Consider the following 17,043-nt stretch of genomic DNA (forward strand, 5'->3'; position numbering starts at 1 on the left):
ACACACCGATGATCACCGGTGGCCGCACCCCTCTTCGCTACGCCTCGGTCACGACGTGCGAAGCCGGGGCCGCATCCCTTCCGCGTCCCACTCAGGGCACGCAGGTTCACCCGCCGGCTCGTGCCAGGAGTCTCAATGACGAAGTCAAGCCGCGTGCGTGACCGGCGGGGCGGAGGTGAAGACTCGTCCGTCACGCAGGAGTGCCCACAGCACGCTGGCTCGTCGCCGGGCCAGGGCGATGACGGCCTGAACGTGCTTGCAGCCCTCGCCGCGCTTCTTGAGGTAGAAGTCCCGGTTCGGCCCTTCGCGGATGATGCTGGTCTGTGCGGACAGGTAGAAGACCCGTCGCAGGCGGCGGCTGTAGCGCTTGGGCCGGTGGAGGTTGCCGGTGCGCCGGCCGGAGTCACGTGGGACGGGCACCAGCCCGGCCGCCGAGTCCAGATGGCCGGCATCCGCGTAGGCCGACAGGTCACCGGCCGCGACGATGAACTCGGCGCCAAGGATCGGGCCCACGCCGGGCAGCGACTCGATGATCTCGGCCTGCGGATGGCTGCGGAACCTCTCACGGATCTGCTTGTCGATCCGCTTCAGCCGGTCGTCGAGATCCAGGATCTGTGCCGCCAGGTCGGCGATGATCTGCGCGGCGACGTCCTCGCCGGGCAGGGCGCTCTGCTGCGCTCGGGCGGCTTCCAGCGCGGTCGCGGCCACCGCGTCGGCGCCGCGCACTGCGCGGTTGGCCAGCCAGGCCGCCAGCCTCGCCCGGCCACGGCGGCGGATCGCGGCCGGGGTCTGGTAGCCGGTCAGCAACACCAGCGCGCCCTTGTGGGCGGAGTAGTCGAAGGCCCGCTCCAGCGCGGGGAAGACGCCGGTGAGCACGTCGCGCAGCCGGTTGATCATCCGCACCCGGTCGGCCACGAGGTCGGTGCGGTGGGCGGTCAGCAGCGCGAGGTCGGCGGCCAGCTGGGCGGGCACGTCGATGGTGGCGAAGTCGTTGCGGTGACGGGTGGTCTCGGCGATGACGTAGGCGTCGCGGGCATCGGTCTTCGCCTCGCCCCGGTAGGCGCCCGACATGCGGTTGACGGTGCGGCCGGGCACGTAGACGGCCCGCTGACCGTGGGCCGCGAGCAAGGCCAGCAGCAGCGCGGAGGACGTGCCGGAGATGTCCACCGCCCAGTGCACCTCGTCCGCCAGGCCGAGGATCTCCCCCAGCGCGGTCAGGATCGCGGACTCGTCATTGTCGATCTTCTTCGACCACAGCGTCGCACCGGTCTCGTCGACAACAGCCGCCCAGTGGTGGCCCCTGCCGGCATCGACACCGGCCCAGACCTGGGCTTTCCGCTCGTTCACTCGATCCTCCTCGGACCATCCGGCATGTCGTCGGCCCGAGGAACACCCCGCTGTCGTCTCCGTAATCAGCGACCGCACACAGCGCGCACATCTCAATCAGCAGCCAGGGCGCCCCGGAGAACCGGACGGCCACTCCTGGGAAGCCACTGAAGGCAAGGACACATAAGCCACATCCGGCCCTCCCGGGCCGCCTAACAACCTACGGAGGACACATGCAACGCGGCGAAGTCTGGTGGGTCGCCTTCGACGAGCGACGCCCGGTCGTGCTGCTGTCGGACGAAGAGTCATCCGGGTTCCAGGCGATGCAGGTCGTCCCTCCAGCAGGTGTCGACATCAGCGGCCTCGGCGTTGAAGTGGCCGTAGGCCCCCTGGAAGGAGTGCCCTTCGACGGCGTGCTGCGGTTCGCGTTCCCGCGTCCAGGGTTGACACCTTGCACATGGCTGACCACCGTGGCCCGGGACGACCTGATCGAGCGGGTGGGCGTGTTGTCCCCCGCGAAGCTCAGCGAGATTGAAGAAGCCCTCCATGCCGCTGGACAGAGCAGGGAGTGGACCCCGATGACGGCTGCCAGACTCCACGAGATCAAAGATGCCCGCCGTCTCGGAAGACTCGATGAGTAGCGGACGCCTCTGCTGCCCAGCTCGATCTCGACCATGACCGACGGCAACCCCCTCCCCCCCAGGGCGTGTACAACAGACGGTGGAACTGGATCACGGAGTGACACCGAATGACTGATGTTGTACTCGAGGTTGGGAACGAGGGGCTGGCGGGGCGGGATGCCACCGCGGTGCCGGTCGTGGACGATCGGCTGGTCGGGATGCTGGTCGACCGGGTCCGGGCCGAGGGCTGCATCTGACCGGCGAGGGCGGGCTGCTGCCGCAGCTGACCAAGCGGGTCGTCGGGTCCGCTCTCGATGGCGAGATGACCGACCACCTGGGTTACGGGAAGCACGAGGCGGCCGGCCGGGATGGCGGCAACTCCCGCAACGGCCGCCGCTCGAAGACGGTGACCGCCGACGTCGGCCCGGTCGAGATGGGCGTCCCGCGGGACGTCGAGGGCAGCCTGGAGCCGCAGATCGTGAAGAAGCGGCAGAGGCGGCTGACCGGGGTGGACGAGATGGTGCTGTCGCTGTCCGCCAAGGGCCTCACGCACGGCGAGATCTCCGCCACCTGGCCGAGGGCTACGGCGCGGGCGTGTCGAAGTCGACGATCACCACGATCACCGACAGCGTGATGGACGGCATGGCTGAGTGGCAGAACCGGCCGCTCGTCTCGGGACGGTCTACCCCGTGCTGTTCGTGGACGCTATCCACGTGAAGATCCGCGACGGGCAGGTCGCCAACCGGCCGGTCTACGTCGTGATGGCCGTGACCGTCGAGGGCCACCGCGACATCCTCGGGATCTGGGCCGGCGACGGCGGCGAGGGCGCGAAGTTATGGCGGCAGATCTTCACCGAGCTGAAGAACCGCGGCCTTAACGACGTGCTGATGCTGGTCTGCGACCAGCTCAAGGGATTGCCTGATGCGGTGGAGACTGTCTGGCCCCGCACCATCGTGCAGACCTGCTTCATCCACCTCATCCGCAACAGCTTCCGATACGCCTCCCGCGCGGACTGGGACAAGCTCGCCAAGGACGTGAAGCCGGTCTGCACCGCGCCCAGCGAGGACGCCGCCACCAGCCGCTTCCTGGAGTTCTCCGGAGACCTGGGGCAAGAAGTATCCGGCGATCACCGGCTCTGGGAGAACGGCTGGGCCGAGTTCGTACCGTTCCTGTCCTTCGACGTGGAGATCCGCAAGGTCATCTGCTCAACGAACGCGATCGAGAGCGTCAACGCCCGCATACGCAGGACCGTCCGCGCCCGCGGCCACTTCCCCAACGAGCAAGCCGCCCTGAAATACGTCTACATGGCACTGATGTCGCTGGACCCCACCGCGAGTAATTGTCAAGACCTGTGGATGGGGTGGGGATGCCGCGTCGGGCTGCGCCGCGCCCGTCCCGAAGCGAAGCTTCTTTACTCCGCTCACTGAACCGCTCAGGAGAAGTCCGCGGCGGTGATGCCGTCGGGGTGTCCGGGCGGCCACTCCACCAACTCGATCCGGTAGCCATCCGGGTCGGTGAGCCACGACGTCTTCGGGCCGCGAGGGCCGCCCGGGTACTGGACAGGTTCTGGCTCCAGGCCGGCGTCGGTCAGCCGCTCCAGGGTGGCGGCCAGTGTGTCCACCTGGATCGCGAGGTGGTCGAAACCGCTGCCCACGTCGACGCGTCCGTCGACGGGGCGGTGGACCAGTTCAAGCGAGGCCGCTGGTTCGTCGGGGAGCTTGAGGATCACGAGGTGAGCCCCGTCGCCGATCTCGACGCTGCCCAGTTCGACGTAGCCCAAGGCGGTGTAGAAGCGGAGTGAGCGGTCCAGGTCGGTGACGCGGTAGGAGACGAAGAGCGTCTTCATGCGGCTTTCCCGGGTCGGCGCACCTGGTAGCGGAGGTGTGTGACGTCTCGGTCCTCCAGCCGTCGGACGAGGTCGAGTTCGATGTGATCACCACCGAGGTGGTCGAACAGCCGTCGACCGCCCCCGAGGAGGACCTGCACCAGGTGGATCTCCATCTCGTCGATCTGTCCGGCGCGGAGGAGTGCTTGGGCCGCCCCCGCCCCATGGACCATGACCGGCCGGTCCCCGGCGGCGGCGCGAGCCTGACGGGCGCATTCTTCGACGTCGGTGACGAAACGCGCGTGGCCGGGAGGCACGTCCCCGTCATCCACCTGATGGGTGAGGACGAGGATCGGCACGCCGTCGTGATGGTCGCCCTGCCAGCGCCCGGCGAGTTCGAAGGTCCGTCGGCCGGAGATCACCGCGCCGGTCGCCAGCGCTTCGCGGTAGACCTGGCCGCTCGGACCGTCGGATTCCCGGTCGTCGAGCCAGTTGAAGAGCCGTCCGCCGTCGCGTCCGAGCTCCTGACCTGGCCGATCGTCCGGGCCGGCGATGTAGCCGTCAAGCGACATCGACATGTACAGCCGAATCGGATTGCTCATTCTGGCTTCCATCTCTCCTCCATGGCATGGGCATGCTCTCCTTCTCGCCCCATCGGGGCGGAAGTGTCACGGTGGAAGACTTCAGGCAGCAGGCAAACTCATCGCACTGGCGAGGCGTACATCCAGAGCAGTCGATCAGTTGCGGTCATTCAGGCTGCGTGAGCCTCAGGGCGTTCGACGAGCCGACCGCGTTCGAAGCAAGCTCCGGCCCGTACGAGGGCGACCAGGTGGGGCGCGTTCACGGCCCGCCAGCGGGCCTGGGCGGACTCGACGAGCTTGAAGACCATGGCAAGCGCGGCGGCCGCACTGCCGGCGCCCTTGGTGACCTTGGTCCTGAGACGTACCGTCGCGAAGGTTGATTCGAGGGGATTCGTCGTGCGCAGGTGAACCCAGTGTTCGGCCGGCAAGTCGTAGAAGGCGAGCAGTTCGTCGACGTCGTCGGTGATCTTCTTGGCGGCCTTGGGCCACTTCGTGCCGTACGTCTTGTCGAACGCAGCGACGGCCTCGACCGCGTGCTCGCGGTCCTCGGCGTTGTATATGTCCTGCAGTGCCTTGCGCGCACCAGGCTGGGCCGACTTCGGCAGCGCGTTGAGTACATGGGCCGTTTTGTGAACCCGGCACCTCTGATGGCGGGCGTCGGGAAACACCCGGGCGAGGGCCTTCCAGAATCCGAGTGCTCCGTCGCCGACCGCGAGGACGGGGGCCCGCATGCCGCGCCAGGCGGCGTCTCGGAGCAGGTCGGCCCAGGACTCGGCGGACTCGCGGTAGCCGTCGGCCATCGCGATCAGCTCCTTGGTGCCCTCCGCGCGTACGCCCATGATGACCAGCACGCAGGATTTGGCCTCGGTCAGGCGTATGCGCAGGTGGATGCCGTCAGCCCAGACGTAGGCGTAGTCAGACCCGGTCAGGTCACGCTCGCCGAAAGCTTTGTCGTCGGCCTGCCACTGCCCGGTGAGCCTCGTGACGGTGGCGGGCGAGAGGCCGGCGGAGGAGCCGGGGAACTGCTCCAGAGCGGGCACGAAGTCACCCGACGACAGGCCGTGCAGATAAAGCAGAGGCAACACCTCGCTGATCTTCGGGGACTTGCGGGCCCAGGGCGGCAGGATCGCCGGGAACCGCTTGCGCTCTCCGGTCGCCTCGTCGACGCGCTTGTCATTGACCCGTGGGGCCCTCACCTCGATCGCCCCGGCCGAGGTCGTGACCTTCCGCGCCTGGCGGAAGCCGTTGCGCACGACCAGCCGCCGCCCGGACTCGTCCCGTTGATCGGCCAACTCGGCCATGTAGGTGTGGACTTCGGCTTCCAGCGCGGCGGCCAGCGTCCGCCGTGCGCCCTCACGGACGATCTCGTCAATCAGGGAGCCGCGTGGTGTCGTTCCGTCTTCGTTGACTAAGGGCTGTCCCGTAAATGATCTTTGAAGGGCTGAACGGCCTGCTGGTTCTGCGTCACCCGGCAAGGACGAGGTTGTGCAGGCGGGCGATGCCGAGCACGGCGTGGTGAACGCCGTCACCTTTCAGTCGGCAGTCGCGAAGGATCTTCCAGCCCTTCATCCGGGCGAAGGCGTGTTCTGCGCGGGCGCGGACTTTGCGGTGGGAGGCGTTGTGCTCCTCCTTCCAGTCCGGGAGTTCGGTCTGGCCTTTGCCGCGGCGGTGCGGGATGACCAGGCCGGTACCCGGTAGCCGCCGTCTGCGATGACGGTGGTCTTGCCGACGGCGTCTTTCGCCCCGGACAGTTCCCACGCCTTGCAGTCGTTGCGGTTGCCTGCGACTGGTCGGCCGACCGCGACGACGAGCCGGGTGTCGGCGTCGATGACGACCTGGTGGTTGGTGGAATACCGGTAGTTCTTGGACTCCTCGGCGATGGTGTGGTCGCGGGTGGGAACGAGGGTCCCGTCCACGATCAGCACGGTGTCCTTGCCGAACCGTCTGCGGGGCTGGAGCGCGAGCGCGGGCCGAGGTGGTCGATGATGCGGTCAGCGGCCGACTTGGACACCCCGAACAGGGGCGCCAGTTGGCGAAGCGTCAGGTTCGTGCGCCAGTACGCGGCGACCAGGAGCACGCGGTCCTCCAGCGGCAGGCTCCAGGGCCGGCCCTTGCGCACCGGATCCCGCACCCTCGCGCCGCAGAGCGGTGATCAGCTTGCCGAACTGCCGCGGGCTCAGCCCGGTGAACGGGGCTATCCAGGCCGGCTCCGACGCCGTGATCACACCAGACACGGCAAGATCATCTCACCCGTGACCAGCAGTTACGGGACAGCCCTTACCGTGAGCACGGGCGTGCCTTCCCGACCGACGTTCGCAGCGTCGGCCTACTCGATGACCATCACAGGATCATTCGGGAAGGTACGCCCTTCGAGCGCCAACCCGTGGCTGATCCACAGGTCTTGAGCATTGCTCCCCCACCGGCAAGGGCCGCCGACGCTGGACGATGCGCTGGAAAGCCCTCTTGAACGCCTTCGAGAGCGCCTTCGAAGGACGCCTGGCCACAGCCAGGCACAGACCCACCACAACCACAGATCAGCCATCTACTGGACACACCCAGCCGAGGACGACCGGCGATACGGAACCTGGCCGGCGGCGAGCGGCGCAGCACGGCCGGGGTCGGTCAAGGTAACGGGCTGGGCGACGTTCTGGGGCGGCTGGTGTCCCGGGCGACCAGGCCGGCTGCCCTCCAGCCGTCGCAGTTCGGCGTAGGGGATGCTGGCGCCGGAGTCCGCCGTCACTGATACCGCCCGCTGAGCAGAAATGATTACCTTCATGCCCCTCGCACTCGCATTCGTTGAACCTCCTACGCCATAGCCTCACTTCCTGTCGCGCGGGTTGCTCCGTATAGGTGAAATCTGCGGATTCACCGGCGCGTCTACCCCGAATTACCTGCGTTTCGGGTGAGGAATTGAAAGTTCCGCTACTTTCTGACCGAGGAGGATACATGGCTGAACGCATCGTTCGTCGACGCGGGTATCGAGAAGGACTCGGCGGCGAGATGGCTGCCGAGTTCCTGGGCACGTTCGTCCTGGTTCTGCTGGGTGTCGGGTCGGTGGCTGTCGCAGTCGCCGGTCTGCCGGGATCGGGCCGGCAAACCGGGGACTTCGGGCCCGCCAACTGGCTCATCATCTCGTGGGGATGGGGCCTCGCCGTGGTATTCGGCGTGTATGTGGCAGGAGGTATCAGTGGAGCTCACATCAATCCCGCAGTGACCCTCGGCTTCGCGGCTCGACGCGATTTCCCCTGGAGGAAGGTCCTGCCCTACTGGCTGGCGCAGGTCATGGGCGCCTTCCTCGCCGCCGCGCTCATCTACGCGACCTACAGGTGGGCCATCGACGCGGCCATCGAAAAGGAGGGTGTCCCGCGAGACGAATCGCTTCCCACATTCTCGATCTTCGCCACGTTCCCCGCTGAATACTTCGGAGACTCCTGGTGGGGTCCCTTGCTCGACCAGATCGTGGGGACCGGCATCCTGCTTCTACTGATCTGCGCACTCATCGACAGGCGCAATACTGCTCCGATGTCCAATCTCCATCCGTTCCTCATCGGTTTGGTGGTCGTCGCGATCGGTTTGTCCTTCGGCACAAACGCAGGGTACGCGATCAATCCCGCACGCGACCTCGGACCCCGATTGTTGACGTATTTCGAAGGCTGGGGCTCTATCGCTCTCCCCGGTACGTTCGAGTGGTTCAGCGGCTATTGGTGGATCCCCCTTGTCGGCCCGCTCATCGGCGGACTCGTCGGTGTCGGGGTGTACGACCTGCTCATCTCTCCGCTGATCAAGGCCAGGGGTGTTGAGCCCGAAGAAGGTCCCGCCACCGAGGAGCCGTAGAACACGGAGCAGGCTCCGTCCGGCAGTGGCGGCACCCGCCATGGAAACGACGCTCACCCCGCGCCTCGGTCGCCCGGATGACCGTACTCCACAGGCGCGCCCGCGCCACGACAATTCCATGGTCCGGTGCGGGCGCACTGCGTGACCAGGCAGCTGCTGGCCGAGCCGCCCCAGGCCTGGACCGCGGACTGGGCGGCGGCCGACCCGGACCGCTTCACCGTCCCCGACCAGCGCCTGTGGCCCAGCGACTCCTGACCGCCGGCCCCGATCCCGGCGCCCGGCTGTTCACCGGACCCCGCGGCGGCCGGATCACCACCGCCGTGCTGCGGGATGCCGCCCACTGGGACGACGTGGTCACCGAACTCGGCTACGAGCACTCCGCCGGCACGACCTCCGCCACACCGGCCTCACATGGATGGCCGACGCCGGAGTCCCCCTGCACATGCTGCGGATCATCGCCGGGGCACGGCTCACTGCTCACCACCCAGCGCTACCTGCACCCCGATCTCCAGGCCCTGACGCGGGCGGGGCAGTCACTCAGTGCCCACCTGTCGGGTGCGCCGCCCGCCTCGAAGGCGCTCGCGGCCACACTCCGCGCCTTGCAGGAACCACACGATTCGTCGAGGACCTGGACCATCTCCTCGGCGGTGGAGAGCCGGGGCAGGTGCCCGGTGACCGGGTGCTCGTCGTCGCGGGCGGCCGGGACGTGGGCGCGGGCCCACTCGTCGAGCTGCTGGCCGGTCCGGGTCGGTTCGAGCGCGGCTTCGTGGATGCGCGCCGGGCGGTAACCGGGTGCCGCCTGCTCGTACGGCTCGACCAGGCTCAACTGCCACTCGTCGACGGCGGCCTTGTACCGCTCGTGGGCGGACTGCCGCGTGATGCCGCGAGCCGCTCGCCGATCTCCTCCCAACTGGTGTGCTTCTGCCTCTCCCAGATGACGGCCCAGCGCAGCACGGTCTGGGCCTGCTCGACCGGGGCGAGCGCCTCGGAGACCATCTCGCCGGGGCGGATGAAGCTGTCGTCGGTGGCGACGCCGGCGGCGGCCTGGACCGCGAGGTCCTTCTACTCGAAGGACAGGACGATGCGGGCGAGGGCGGCGCGGCTGTAGGCGAACCGGTCGGTGTCGGGGTCGTTCCCCGGACTCGTTGGCCTGCTGTCAGGCTATGCCGGACAGCAGGCATCCGTCAGGCTGTACCTGACACATGCCTGGATGGCATCGGCCTGCGTCCGGAAGGGGGTCGGCCCTCCCTTCTGCTCAGTTGTCGGAATCCCAGTGCTCGTCTCCGATCGCGTTGGCCGCGAACTCACGGACGTTGTCGTTCACCTGACTCTGGTGGTCGCTGCCGAGCTGGCGATAGAGGTGCTCGAACTCCTCTTCCGACAAGGTCTCGACGTTCACCGCCAGCTCCATGACGATGGCGTCCTGCTGGTCTTCACTCAACGGTTCCTTGCCCATCTGCTCCCTCCCGAGGTCGTCCCCGACAGCACGCGGCCGGCGCCCGGGTACCTGTCACCAGCCGCAAACGTACTCTGGCCCACAGAAGGTACGTGAGGCAGAGAATGCCCTGTCGGGCGGTACGACGGGGGCCCGGAGACAGCTCGGATGTCTCCGGGCCACCACCTCCCGCGACGCGCCTTTGAGAGGCCGCGGGCGCGAGCTTCCGCGGTGGGCCGGGGCAAGGATCAGGCGCGTGCATCGAAGGGCCCTCGCGCTAACAGCGGCTACCACAATGAGGTGGATCCGTCCTGCTCGCCGCGTCCAAGGCGGCTGTGGGGACATCGCCATGGGTCGTGTCGGACGAGCTGCGGGATCGTGTTGAGCCGTTGCTGCCGCAGCGTGAGCGCAGGTTCAGGTATCCGGGCCGCGGGCCGTTGCCGGACCGGGGGTGCTTGTGCGGGATCCTGTACGTGCTGCGCACCGGGATCCAGTGGATGTACCTGCCGAAGGACCTCGGTTTCGGCTCGGGCATGAACAAGGCAGGCGTGTGGCAGAAGAGTCAACCCGCCGGGCTCCCACAGCGTTACGGTGACGGTGCATCCGCCGCGATCGTCCGCAAGCGGGTGGGCAGGGGAAAGATCACCCGTTGCGGGACACCCGGCCGTGGGGGTTCGACATCGAGGAGTTCGTGGCGATGGCCGAGCGACGGCAGAGCTAGTCAGGCAGCAGCGCCGGCCAGGCGCAAGCGCTGGTCAGGTCGGTTCGCACGCCCGGGGTCGCCTTCCGGACGGTCGACGCCCACGCCGACCGTCCGGAAGGCGACCCCGGCCAGCAGATTGGTCACTTCCATGGAAGCGAGTAGGGCCTCGGAAACCGAGGCACGCCAGCTCACGACGCTGGCTATGACCAACTACGGTCACTTCACCACCATGCGCGTGGAGAGCGGACGGGTGCGCGGGCTCTCCCTCCACCTGGAGCGCCTGCGGCGTGACTGCCGCGCCGTCTTCGGCACGGGGCTGGAGAAGGACCGTGTACGGGCCGCCGTCCGGGACGCCCTCGTCGACGCCCCGGACCCGGTCACCGTGCGGGTGACCGTGCTCGACCCCGGGCTGCGGCTGGAGCGACCGGGAGCCGAGGCACACCCGCAGTTCCTGGTGACATGCCGGCCGGCTGCCGTGGAGCCGCCGCCCCTGCGCGTGGGCACCAGGCCGCACTGCCGGGAGGTGCCGACGGTCAAACACACCGGCCTGTTCGGCGCGCTGCACGAGCGGCGGCTCTCCCAGTGCGCCGGATTCGACGACGCCCTGTTCCTCGACGGCCGGTCCGCCGTGTCGGAGGGCCCGACGTGGAACGTCGGCTTCTTCGACGGCGCCGGCCTCGTGTGGCCGACCGCAAACGTCCTCCCCGGCGTCACCATGGCCCTGCTGCGGCGGCACCACACCGGCGCGCAGCGCGCGGAGCTGATCGACACCGCACGCCTCGGCGGGATGGAGGCGGCCTTCGCCACCAACGCCGCGGTCGGCGTCCGCCCCATCGCCTCGATCGACGGGGTCGCGTACGACCCGGAACACCCCGTCCTGCACACGCTGCGCAAGGAGTACGAGTCCGTCATCCCTGAGCCCCTGTGACGCCGCCCCGGCGGAGGACCTTTCCCGGGGGACGACGAGCGGCCGCTAGAGGACGACGAGCAGCGTGGGGACGAGTAGTCCGACGAAGCCGAGGTCGAAGGCGTACAGCCCCAGCCTGCGGGCGGTCAGCCACTCCTCCCGCAGCGGGCCTTCGCGCAGTTGCCTCAGGTGGAGCCCGAGCGCCGGCAGCAGCGTCAGCAGGGTCCACCACGGCCAGCGCTCCGTCGCGGCGAGGAGGCAGGTGCTCCCCGCTGACAGGACGAAGAAGGCGACCATCGCCGACTTGTAGACCTGTTTCGGGGCGGTGGCCGCCAAAGTCCGGCGGTTGACGGACCGGTCCCCCTCCACGTCGTTGACGTTGGAGTAGCTGCTCACCATGACGAGCCACAGCCCGAGCAGGGCCGCCACCAGCACGGCGTCGGCGGACCATTCGTGCTGCGCGGCGGTGAAGGGCGCGAGGAGCCCGGACATCGTGCCCAGGAACAGGGCCGCCTCTCCCCCGCCCGGGTAGTAGCTCAGCCGCATCCCGCCGGAGTACTGGATGCAGCAGAGCATGACCCCGTACAGGACGTACGACTCCAGCGGCGCCTGCCAGTCGAGCGCCCAGAACGCTCCCAGCCCCGCCAGGATCGCGACCGTGGCCGCCGCGCTGACGAAGCCCACGGCCTCGCGCTCCGTCACCCGCCCGCTCAGAAGCGGCTTCATGGAGAAGTTGCGCTTCGTCTCGCCGCTGTTGTAGTTCCTGGCGTCGCTGCCGTTGCGGAAGCCCACCAGGTCGTCGAGCGAGCACGTGCAGGTGACGACCCCCATGGTGCCGACCAGGAACAGCAGCATCGCCAGCGTGGTGCCGGGGCGTTCGCGGGCCTGGGGTGTCAGCAGCAGCCACGCCATGCCCCACCCGTAGTAGTGCTGGTAGACGAAGAGCTTCGAAAGCCGGAAGAGGCCGCGCAGCAGTTCCCCCGTGGAGCGTGGCGGTGCGTCGGTGGTGCGCTGCGGGGCTATGCCTGGTTCCACGACCACGCCCCTCCCTCGCGACCCGAGGTCTGTCGTGACAGGCCCACATACCGCTCCGCGAGCTGCCGTGCCACGGTGTGGGAGTTGACGACCGCGTCCAGCCGTGCCTGTTGCAGCCGTACCGCGTACGGGTCGTCGTCCGGCGGCCGGTGCAGCAGGTCCGCCATCCAGTCGGAGAACTCCTCGGCCTCCCAGACGGCCGGCAGGCGCGTGGCGGAGTAGCCGTCCAGCGCGGCGCGGTCGCCGGTGGCGTACCAGGAGCGGAAAGCCTCGTTCAGCACGTGGACGTCCTCGACCGCGAGGTTCAGTCCCTTGGCGGCCGTGGGCGGGACGATGTGCGCGGCGTCCCCGGCGAGGAACAGCGGCCCGTGCTGCATCGGCTCGGCGACGTAACTGCGCAGCGCCACCAGGGACCGTTCCAGCACCCGTCCCTCGGTGAGGGACGTCTCGCCGTCGACGGCCAGGCGGGCGTGCAGTTCCTTCCAGATCCGCTCGTCGGGCCAGTCGCTCAGGGACTCCCCGGGCCCCACCTGGAGGTAGAGCCGGCTGATCTCGGGCGTGCGCATGCTGGCTAACGCGAAGCCCCGCTCGTGCACGGCGTAGACCAGTTCGCCGGATGTGGGTGGCGTGGCGGCGAGGATGCCCAGCCAGGCGCTGGGGTAGCGGCGCTCGTGCGCCGTCAGCAGCGCGGGCGGAAGGCACTGGCGCGAGATCCCGTGGAACCCGTCACAACCGGCGACGAAGTCGCAGGTGATCTCGGTCGGCCGGCCGTCCATCGAGCACCGCACCGTGGACGGGCCCTCGTCCTCGGCGAGGTCCAGGGCGACGTCCGCGACGCTGAAGCGGAGCTGACCGTCCGCCTCCTCTCGGGCCCTGATCATGTCCTTGACCAGCTCCTGCTGGCCGTAGACGTAGGTGCTGTGGCCGGTCAGCGCGGCGATGTCGAGCCGGTTCCGGTGGCCGGCGACGCGCAGTTCGAACCCGCCGTGCCGCATCCCCTCCCGGTCGAGCCGGTCTGCCAGCCCGCACTGCCTCAGCAGTTCGACCGTGGTGTGCTCCAGCAGCCCGGCGCGTACCCGCCTCTCCACGTACTCCCTTGTCCGGCGTTCCAGAACGACGGACTCCACGCCCTGACGGTGCAGCAGGTGCGACAGCAGCAGTCCGGCGGGACCCGCGCCGACGATGGCCACCTGTGTCCTGAGCTGTTTCACGGCCTACTCCCTGATCCTCTTTCGCCGGCGTTCGCGGCCGGTGGGCGCGTTCGCTGTGGCATCAGCGGGCGTCCTTCCTTTCCTGTCCTGGGAGGTTTCCGGCCCCGGGGGGCGGGATCCGGCCGGGCGGCTGCACCAGCCCGGCGTCCCTGCCCCGCGTGCGTGTCCCCCGGTGCCCTCTTCCCGGTGTCGCGGTCCCGGTGCTCAGCGCCCCGTCCTGATGAGGTCCACCGGCAGCCGCCCGGGGAACTCCGCCCCCAGCAGCCGCAGCAGCGGCGTCGCCTTCACCGCGATCTCCTCGAACTCCTCGTCCGGCTCGGACAGCGCGACGATCGCACCGCCCACCCCGTACTTCACCCGGGACGGGGTGACGACCAGGGTGCGGATGACGATGCTCAGGTCGCATGCGCCAGACAGTGAGAAGTAGCCGATGGCTCCGGAGTACACACCGCGCGGACCGGCCTCCAGCGAGTCGATGATCTTCATCGTGCGGATCTTCGGTGCCCCGGTCATGGACCCGCCCGGGAAGGCCGCACGCACGCACTCCACCGCCGAAACCGACGGCCTGAGCTGGGAGGTGACCGTGCTGACCAACTGGTGCGTGGTCGGGTGGGTCTCCACGTCGTAGATCCTGGGCACGCGGACGGACCCGACCTCGGCAGTGCGGCCGAGGTCGTTGCGCACCAGGTCGACGATCATCAGGTTCTCGGAGCGGTCCTTCTCGCTGGCCGCCAGGTCCTTGCGCAGCAGAATGTCCTCGCTCTCCGAGTCGCCGCGCGGCCGGGTGCCCTTGATCGGCTTGGATTCTGCCGTGCCGTCCGCCGAGATGCGCAGGAAGCGCTCGGGGGACGTGCTCAACACCGATATCTCCCCGAAGCGCAGCAGCGAGGCGAACGGCGCCGGCGTCAGGCGCCGCAGGAACTGGTAGCTCTGCCACGGCGGCACCGCGACGTCGGCCTGAAGCAGGTTGGTGAGGCAGATCTCGTACGTCTCGCCCGCCGCGATCTGCTCCTGGCAGTGCGCGATGAGCTCCAGGTACCGGTCCCGGTCATGACGCAGCCGCAGCGTCGCGTCCTTCGCAGGTGGCGGAACGTAGTGCGGCTCCTGCCCGGCTATCTCTCCCAGCCGCTCCGCGGTGTCGGCGAGCCACGCCCGGCCCGGGCCCTCGTCGCCGTCCTCGGTGAGCGCGAGGAGGTGGGTGGTGGACGTCGCGTGGTCGAACACCAGGGCCCGGTCCGCGAAGATCATCGCGGCGTCCGGCTCGTCCGACCGGTAGCTGGCGGCACCGCCGCACTCCGCCTTCAGCTCGTAGCCGAGATAGCCGACCCAGCCGAGCGCGAAGTCGCAGGGCAGCTCGGGGAGTTCCACACTGAGGGAGCGCAGGTCCTCCTCCAGCCAGGTGAATAACTCACCCCGCACGGTCTCGACGCCGGTGGACCGCTCCACCGTGACGCTCCCGTCCCAGGTGTCCGCCCGGGCGACCCGGGCCAGCGGACCCGAGGCATCACCCATGATCGAGAAGCGGCCGTGCTCGCTGGCCGCCGCGCTGCTGTCCAGCCAGAACGCGTGCTCGTGCGCCCCGAAGAGACGGTCGAAGGCGACCTCGTCGGACCAGCGGGTGGGCAGAGCCGTCGTCAACACGCGCAGACGCCGCGGACTCCGGGAGCGGGGAGCCACGGACCGGGAGGACGCCCTGGACGTCCCACCGGCTGCCGGCGTCGGCGCAGCGACGACGGCCGTGCCCCTACCCGCACCGCCGAACTCCTCGGCCAGCTCCCGGAAGTTGCGCAGCAGCCGGTGGCCGTGGGCGGTCGAGATCGACTCGGGGTGGAACTGCACCCCCCACAGCGGGCGGTCCCTGTGCTCGATCCCCATCAGCACGCCGTCGTCGGTCCACGCCGTGGGCCGCAGCTCCCAGGGCAGGTCGGTCACTGCGAGGGAGTGGTAGCGCACCACGTCGAACGGCTCGGGAAGCCCGGCGAACAGCCGATTGCCCTCGTGGAACACCGGTGAGACCCGGCCGTGTCGGGGTTCGGGCGCCCGCGTCACCCGGGCGCCGAACGCGTGGGCGATGCCCTGGTGGCCGAGGCACACGCCCAGGATCGGCAGCGAGCCATTATCGATGATCTCCTGGCATATGCCGAAGTCCTCCGGGCGCTCCGGCCTCCCCGGGCCAGGGGAGATGAGGACGCTGTCGAACTCCGCCAGCATCCCGGGGTCCCAACCCGCGTCGTCGTTACGGAGCACCACAGGCTCCCGGCCGTTTACTTCGGCCAGATAGTGAAACAGGTTGTAGGTGAATGAGTCGTAGTTGTCCACTAATAACGTGCGCATTGCAACCTCGAAATCCTTATGGGTCGGCCGCCTGAAAGCCGGATTCTCTCCGTTTCATCTGTGAACGGTGATGCGAGCACGTACCGGGGTCTGTTCACCTGCCGTGGAAGACGCACGGTGGAGGCGTGAAAAGGTGTGAGAGCGGCGCCCTTTCGTCACCATTCCACGAGGGCGAGCCCCACCGACATGCCGCCGCCGAAACCGGCGACGAGGACGAGTTCGCCCCAGTGTGCCCGCTCCGGCGGCGGTGTCGAGGAGGATGACGGGCATCGAGACGGTTCCGGTGTTGCCGCACTCGGTGAGGGTGAGGTGCAGGGAGGGCGTCGGGCAGGCCGAATTCCGCCTCGTGCGTCCGACGGGTCACGGGGAGGCGGCCGCAGCCCGCCGGGACGGAGTTGAGGTCGGCGAGCTTCCCTGAGGTGTGTGACGCGAGGTTGCGCAGTCCGGCGCCGTCCCGGCGCCGTGTACCGACGACCGGGGCTCCAGCGCAGGCTCCGAAGAGCACCACGGTGCGACGGTCGCGGGGGTTCAGTGGGCGCGAGTAAGTGTCGGCGCCGACGACCAGGGCGGGGCCCCCGGTCCGGGCGAGGAACGTCTCGACGGCGGCGAGGGCGAACACCTCGCCGGAGCAGACGGCGTTGACGTCGAGGTGGCGAAGACGACGGCCGAGAGGTCACCGGAGGTGCGGTCGGCCGGGTCGAGGGCGTGACGGGCCGCCGCGGTGGCCAGGTCCGCAGTCGCTTCCTCGGGAGCGGGCCAGCGACGCCCGTGGATGGCGGCCCTGCGGGCGATCCAGGCATCGCCGACGCCCTCGGCGGCGCCCACCTCGTCGTTGGTGCCGACTTGGTCGGGAATGCAGGGGAGCCGGTGCCGCGTATCGCGACGTCGGGCATGCGACTGTCCCAATCTCTAGAGCGGACGTGGGCGAGGGACCTCGTGGCCGGGGGCGCCGGCGTGAGAACCGGGGGGCGGACGCTACCCGCGGAACCCGCGCCCGGGCCAGACGGCGGACGCACCCGATTCGAGGCTGAACAGGCCATACCCCGACCGCGGCAGTTATTTGCCATAGGAGACGTGCCCTAAGCGTGACACCCAAGCGCCGCCCAATGGCAAGCCCGTCAGCCGCGATCGAGGACATCCGGAGTCATCTGTCCGACGAGTTCTGGTTCTTGACGGCATGACGCACAGTGAAAGGCGGAACGAACCGACGGAACCTGACCACAACCCCCCTT

15 protein-coding genes and 3 pseudogenes are annotated in these 17,043 nt (G+C 68.9%); 7 read left to right on the plus strand and 11 right to left on the minus strand.

Going from position 1 to position 17,043, the window contains the following annotated elements:
• Positions 1 to 144: 144 nt before the first annotated feature.
• The gene (locus tag FB457_RS24525; RefSeq protein WP_145783309.1) at positions 145 to 1,347 is read right to left on the minus strand and encodes an IS110 family RNA-guided transposase; all 1,203 of its coding nucleotides are present in this window, start codon (positions 1,345 to 1,347) and stop codon (positions 145 to 147) included.
• Positions 1,348 to 1,559: 212 nt separating this feature from the next.
• On the opposite strand from FB457_RS24525, the gene FB457_RS24535 reads away from it, so the two are divergent.
• The 3 genes and pseudogenes from FB457_RS24535 to FB457_RS24540 form a co-directional block, all read left to right on the plus strand.
• Complete coding sequence (locus FB457_RS24535) at positions 1,560 to 1,967, plus strand: type II toxin-antitoxin system PemK/MazF family toxin (RefSeq protein WP_145783310.1); 408 nt, start codon at positions 1,560 to 1,562, stop codon at positions 1,965 to 1,967.
• A gap of 107 nt (positions 1,968 to 2,074) precedes the next feature.
• Positions 2,075 to 2,203 (plus strand): hypothetical protein, encoded by a 129-nt coding sequence (locus FB457_RS36380; RefSeq protein ID WP_301540193.1) that lies wholly within the window; start codon positions 2,075 to 2,077, stop codon positions 2,201 to 2,203.
• Positions 2,155 to 3,283: pseudogene (locus tag FB457_RS24540) on the plus strand (IS256 family transposase); the annotation flags it as partial. The gene FB457_RS36380 and the pseudogene FB457_RS24540, both read left to right, overlap by 49 nt.
• Before the next feature lie 95 nt (positions 3,284 to 3,378).
• On the opposite strand, the gene FB457_RS24545 reads toward FB457_RS24540, so the two are convergent.
• The 4 genes and pseudogenes from FB457_RS24545 to FB457_RS24560 all read right to left on the minus strand — a co-directional run bounded on the left by FB457_RS24545 (position 3,379) and on the right by FB457_RS24560 (position 6,586).
• Positions 3,379 to 3,792 carry a VOC family protein gene (locus FB457_RS24545; RefSeq protein ID WP_047019406.1) on the minus strand — a complete coding sequence of 138 codons (414 nt, stop codon included), beginning with the start codon at positions 3,790 to 3,792 and terminating at the stop codon, positions 3,379 to 3,381.
• A complete protein-coding gene (locus FB457_RS24550) occupies positions 3,789 to 4,373 on the minus strand; it encodes a dihydrofolate reductase family protein (protein WP_047020634.1) in 585 nt (194 codons plus the stop codon). The genes FB457_RS24545 and FB457_RS24550 overlap by 4 nt, the downstream gene beginning before the upstream one ends.
• 149 nt (positions 4,374 to 4,522) lie before the next feature.
• Complete coding sequence (locus FB457_RS24555; protein WP_145783405.1) at positions 4,523 to 5,728, minus strand: IS256 family transposase; 1,206 nt, start codon at positions 5,726 to 5,728, stop codon at positions 4,523 to 4,525.
• A gap of 88 nt (positions 5,729 to 5,816) precedes the next feature.
• A pseudogene (locus FB457_RS24560) lies at positions 5,817 to 6,586 on the minus strand (transposase).
• A gap of 712 nt (positions 6,587 to 7,298) precedes the next feature.
• Between FB457_RS24560 and FB457_RS24565 the strand changes: the two are divergent.
• Positions 7,299 to 8,186 (plus strand): MIP/aquaporin family protein, encoded by an 888-nt coding sequence (locus FB457_RS24565; protein WP_145783312.1) that lies wholly within the window; start codon positions 7,299 to 7,301, stop codon positions 8,184 to 8,186.
• Between the two features lie 490 nt (positions 8,187 to 8,676).
• Here the strand turns inward: FB457_RS24565 and FB457_RS35365 are convergent, their stop codons facing one another.
• On the minus strand, positions 8,677 to 9,096 hold the full coding sequence (locus tag FB457_RS35365) for a hypothetical protein (protein ID WP_186462040.1): 420 nt from the start codon (positions 9,094 to 9,096) through the stop codon (positions 8,677 to 8,679).
• Between the two features lie 24 nt (positions 9,097 to 9,120).
• On the opposite strand from FB457_RS35365, the gene FB457_RS24575 reads away from it, so the two are divergent.
• On the plus strand, positions 9,121 to 9,294 hold the full coding sequence (locus FB457_RS24575) for a hypothetical protein (RefSeq protein WP_164492498.1): 174 nt from the start codon (positions 9,121 to 9,123) through the stop codon (positions 9,292 to 9,294).
• Positions 9,295 to 9,441: 147 nt separating this feature from the next.
• Here the strand turns inward: FB457_RS24575 and FB457_RS24580 are convergent, their stop codons facing one another.
• Positions 9,442 to 9,642 carry a hypothetical protein gene (locus FB457_RS24580; protein ID WP_047019400.1) on the minus strand — a complete coding sequence of 67 codons (201 nt, stop codon included), beginning with the start codon at positions 9,640 to 9,642 and terminating at the stop codon, positions 9,442 to 9,444.
• A gap of 290 nt (positions 9,643 to 9,932) precedes the next feature.
• Here FB457_RS24580 and FB457_RS35715 point away from each other — a divergent pair.
• Both FB457_RS35715 and FB457_RS35720 read left to right on the plus strand, forming a co-directional pair.
• A pseudogene (locus tag FB457_RS35715) lies at positions 9,933 to 10,181 on the plus strand (transposase); the annotation flags it as partial.
• Between the two features lie 291 nt (positions 10,182 to 10,472).
• The gene (locus tag FB457_RS35720) at positions 10,473 to 11,252 is read left to right on the plus strand and encodes an aminotransferase class IV (RefSeq protein ID WP_145783316.1); all 780 of its coding nucleotides are present in this window, start codon (positions 10,473 to 10,475) and stop codon (positions 11,250 to 11,252) included.
• Positions 11,253 to 11,297: 45 nt separating this feature from the next.
• Here FB457_RS35720 and FB457_RS24595 read toward each other — a convergent pair whose 3' ends face one another.
• The 4 genes from FB457_RS24595 to FB457_RS36385 all read right to left on the minus strand — a co-directional run bounded on the left by FB457_RS24595 (position 11,298) and on the right by FB457_RS36385 (position 16,430).
• The gene (locus tag FB457_RS24595) at positions 11,298 to 12,272 is read right to left on the minus strand and encodes a UbiA family prenyltransferase (RefSeq protein ID WP_047019398.1); all 975 of its coding nucleotides are present in this window, start codon (positions 12,270 to 12,272) and stop codon (positions 11,298 to 11,300) included.
• The gene (locus tag FB457_RS24600) at positions 12,251 to 13,477 is read right to left on the minus strand and encodes a 4-hydroxybenzoate 3-monooxygenase (RefSeq protein ID WP_145783318.1); all 1,227 of its coding nucleotides are present in this window, start codon (positions 13,475 to 13,477) and stop codon (positions 12,251 to 12,253) included. The genes FB457_RS24595 and FB457_RS24600 overlap by 22 nt, the downstream gene beginning before the upstream one ends.
• A gap of 204 nt (positions 13,478 to 13,681) precedes the next feature.
• Positions 13,682 to 15,811 carry an aminodeoxychorismate synthase component I gene (pabB, locus tag FB457_RS24605; RefSeq protein WP_047019396.1) on the minus strand — a complete coding sequence of 710 codons (2,130 nt, stop codon included), beginning with the start codon at positions 15,809 to 15,811 and terminating at the stop codon, positions 13,682 to 13,684.
• Between the two features lie 94 nt (positions 15,812 to 15,905).
• On the minus strand, positions 15,906 to 16,430 hold the full coding sequence (locus tag FB457_RS36385; protein WP_486589123.1) for a hypothetical protein: 525 nt from the start codon (positions 16,428 to 16,430) through the stop codon (positions 15,906 to 15,908).
• Between the last annotated feature and the right edge of the window lie 613 nt (positions 16,431 to 17,043).

It is taken from the genome of Streptomyces sp. CNZ287 (assembly GCF_007827615.1).

Bases quoted from the DNA above. Each gene is read 5' to 3' on its own strand.
- FB457_RS24535 (WP_145783310.1), top strand. From the start codon at position 1,560: ATGCAACGCGGCGAAGTCTGGTGGGTCGCCTTCGACGAGCGACGCCCG.
- FB457_RS36380 (WP_301540193.1), top strand. From the start codon at position 2,075: ATGACTGATGTTGTACTCGAGGTTGGGAACGAGGGGCTGGCGGGGCGG.
- FB457_RS24545 (WP_047019406.1), bottom strand. From the start codon at position 3,792: ATGAAGACGCTCTTCGTCTCCTACCGCGTCACCGACCTGGACCGCTCA.
- FB457_RS24550 (WP_047020634.1), bottom strand. From the start codon at position 4,373: ATGAGCAATCCGATTCGGCTGTACATGTCGATGTCGCTTGACGGCTAC.
- FB457_RS24565 (WP_145783312.1), top strand. From the start codon at position 7,299: ATGGCTGAACGCATCGTTCGTCGACGCGGGTATCGAGAAGGACTCGGC.
- FB457_RS24575 (WP_164492498.1), top strand. From the start codon at position 9,121: ATGACGGCCCAGCGCAGCACGGTCTGGGCCTGCTCGACCGGGGCGAGC.
- FB457_RS24580 (WP_047019400.1), bottom strand. From the start codon at position 9,642: ATGGGCAAGGAACCGTTGAGTGAAGACCAGCAGGACGCCATCGTCATG.
- FB457_RS35720 (WP_145783316.1), top strand. From the start codon at position 10,473: ATGGAAGCGAGTAGGGCCTCGGAAACCGAGGCACGCCAGCTCACGACG.
- pabB (WP_047019396.1), bottom strand. From the start codon at position 15,811: ATGCGCACGTTATTAGTGGACAACTACGACTCATTCACCTACAACCTG.